The sequence below is a fragment of the uncultured Sneathiella sp. genome, assembly GCF_963976355.1.
GTDB lineage: Bacteria > Pseudomonadota > Alphaproteobacteria > Sneathiellales > Sneathiellaceae > Sneathiella.
The window spans coordinates 1-2,280 of record NZ_CAXBKA010000028.1 but is presented as its reverse complement, the minus strand read 5'-3'; the positions used below and the strand labels follow the sequence as shown (position 1 = coordinate 2,280).

Below are 2,280 nucleotides of genomic sequence, written 5' to 3'. Positions count from 1 at the left end.
TTTATAAGCACAAGGAAGACAACCACATGACCGATTGCGATCAGATGGTCTTGGTATCATCCCTTATGGATGTAAGAATCAGGGACATTTTGTGGAGTGTGACGGATGAAAACGAGGATAAAGAGGATAAAGAATCGAAATAATACTTGCCAAGCATAAGCGGTTAAGATAAATACAGATAATGATTTGCCCACACTGTCAAAAAGACATCAGCGACAAGACCGTTGCCAAGCACCTGGCGGCGAAAGGAGGAGTAAAAGGAAAGCGGAAAATCACGCCTGAGCAGCAAGCAAAAATGCAGGCAGCTAAGGCATGGAAGAAAAAACAAAAAACAAACAAGCTGTAATGAAAAGCAAACTAGAAAACCACGAATACGCAAACATCTACCGGATGATGTCAGACGATGATCTGCAAAGCCTAGCGGAAGACATTAAAAATAAAGGGCAACTTCTGCCAATCACAACCTACGAAGGAAGGATATTGGACGGGCGCAACAGGTATAAGGCTTGCGCCATTGCTGGCACTGAGCCTCGCATGGATGATTATAGCGGTGATGACCCGCTAAGTTTAATCTCAAGCCTGAATGACCACCGCCGACACGACACCACGAACGAACGCGCACTGGTAGGGGCTAGGATGGCGAATTTAAGAGCAGGTGGAGATAGAGGGAACCAGCATACAGGCGGCAAGTGTCCCATGGGACATATGCCAAACAAGCCAGCCGTAACAATAGAGAGGGCCGCAGAATTAAGCGGAGCATCACAACGAAATATAAGGAGGGCAAAATCAATCGTGAATACAGGAATACCTGAGCTTCAAGACATGGCAGACTCTGGAGAGGTCAGCATCAGGGCCGCTTCCGAAGTCTCAAAGCTGACCGAGGCAGAGCAACACAAAGCCATATCAGGAGGCGTTCAGGGTGTGATAGACGCTGCAAGAAAGAAACCGGACGCCAAGCCCGATGAAAAGCCAACCCGAACAAGGTTGCCTAAATGGAAACCCAACGACGCAGACCGACTTTGGCTAATGGCCAAGCAGGAACTGAACAAGATTTTATCATCAGATGAAAGCCGCGACCGAGTGCTTCATGAGGTCATCGCATATGCAAAAAACAGAATACAAACCAACAAATAAAAACAATGAAATTACCACAAATACAGTCAATATCAGACTACTCCAAACTAAAGCCAAACCCGCTACAGCGGGCATTCAGCGAAAAAAAGGTTGCTGACCTGGCAGCCAAGATGTCGCGCAACGGGTTTCCTCCGTCAATGGCCATATCCACATATAGAGACAAAGGGGCGCTCGTCATCAATACGGGACATCACAGACTAGCAGCAGCCAGGCAAGCTGGAATATCAGCGCTATACGTAGTGGAAAAGAAATGGACGCCGCGCCAATTGGTTGACGAGGGTGTATCTTCAAAGGCTTGGTGCATTCTGTCAGCGGCTCAATGCTTCGCCAGTCAGGGCAAGGAGGACTACATAACGATGCTCAATTATCACGACAAAGGAATCCCGCTCAACATGGTAGCATCAATGCTATCTGGCGAGGGGGCTGGAAGCGGCAACGCAAGAAAGCGCGTGGTAGATGGAGAGTTTCAAATAAAAGAAACAGCTCAGGCCGACACATTCGTCGATCTGTTTATGGAATTTGCAGAGGATCAACCAGCCGTCAAATCCAGACCCTTTATTGCAGCACTATCAAAATGCCTATTTACTCCTGAGTTTGATTTATACACACTCAAGAAAAGGATGAAGGAGAACCCTGCCATGCTAGGAAAAGTCAGCGGAACTGAGCAAATGTTGAAGCTCATCGAGGAAATCTATAACTTTAGATCGGCCAAAAAAATACCGTTAGCCTTCATGGTTACGGAACATTCAAGAGCTAGAAGCGCGGCTGCGTTGATTAATTAGATCGAGGTTTAGCGGTTACAAACAGACAAACCAAATGAACCAATCACCCACCCCAAAACCCGAACTCGCCTTAGACTTCGCACAACTGCGAACCGTTCAAAGGTATTGGAACAACCAGTTGATCCGAACGTTCGCCGCTGCACTTGATGCCGTGGACGATGACGACGACGAGAATTTCAATCGCCAGTTCAAGAGACTTGCCGAAATCGAGATGCGACGCCGGAAGGATTACGAGCTGCCGTTTAACGATCTGGTGGGTGAGAAGGCTTATAAATAGAAACGATATGGAAGCAGAAGTAAACTACCCCACCAAATCAGGCGCCGAGCTAATAATCGACACGCTGAAACGCGAGAACGATTGCGC

Annotated in this window: 4 protein-coding genes; all 4 read left to right on the top strand. The window is 47.5% G+C overall.

Translation table 11 applies throughout. From position 1 onward, the window contains the following. Positions 1 to 181: 181 nt before the first annotated feature. The 4 genes from AAC599_RS20120 to AAC599_RS20105 all read left to right on the top strand — a co-directional run bounded on the left by AAC599_RS20120 (position 182) and on the right by AAC599_RS20105 (position 2,193). Positions 182 to 346 (top strand): hypothetical protein, encoded by a 165-nt coding sequence (locus tag AAC599_RS20120; protein WP_340152150.1) that lies wholly within the window; start codon positions 182 to 184, stop codon positions 344 to 346. Then, on the top strand, positions 313 to 1,134 hold the full coding sequence (locus AAC599_RS20115; RefSeq protein ID WP_340152149.1) for a ParB N-terminal domain-containing protein: 822 nt from the start codon (positions 313 to 315) through the stop codon (positions 1,132 to 1,134). Before AAC599_RS20120 ends, AAC599_RS20115 begins: the two co-directional genes overlap by 34 nt. A 5-nt stretch (positions 1,135 to 1,139) precedes the next feature. Then, positions 1,140 to 1,916 carry a ParB/RepB/Spo0J family partition protein gene (locus AAC599_RS20110; protein ID WP_340152148.1) on the top strand — a complete coding sequence of 259 codons (777 nt, stop codon included), beginning with the start codon at positions 1,140 to 1,142 and terminating at the stop codon, positions 1,914 to 1,916. 118 nt (positions 1,917 to 2,034) lie between these two features. Continuing rightward, positions 2,035 to 2,193 carry a hypothetical protein gene (locus AAC599_RS20105; RefSeq protein WP_340152147.1) on the top strand — a complete coding sequence of 53 codons (159 nt, stop codon included), beginning with the start codon at positions 2,035 to 2,037 and terminating at the stop codon, positions 2,191 to 2,193. The last annotated feature ends 87 nt before the right edge of the window (positions 2,194 to 2,280 follow it).

What these genes read in the sequence shown, in the direction of transcription:
- AAC599_RS20110 (WP_340152148.1), top strand. Translation starts at nt 1,140, where the DNA reads ATGAAATTACCACAAATACAGTCAATATCAGACTACTCCAAACTAAAG.
- AAC599_RS20120 (WP_340152150.1), top strand. Translation starts at nt 182, where the DNA reads ATGATTTGCCCACACTGTCAAAAAGACATCAGCGACAAGACCGTTGCC.
- AAC599_RS20115 (WP_340152149.1), top strand. Translation starts at nt 313, where the DNA reads ATGGAAGAAAAAACAAAAAACAAACAAGCTGTAATGAAAAGCAAACTA.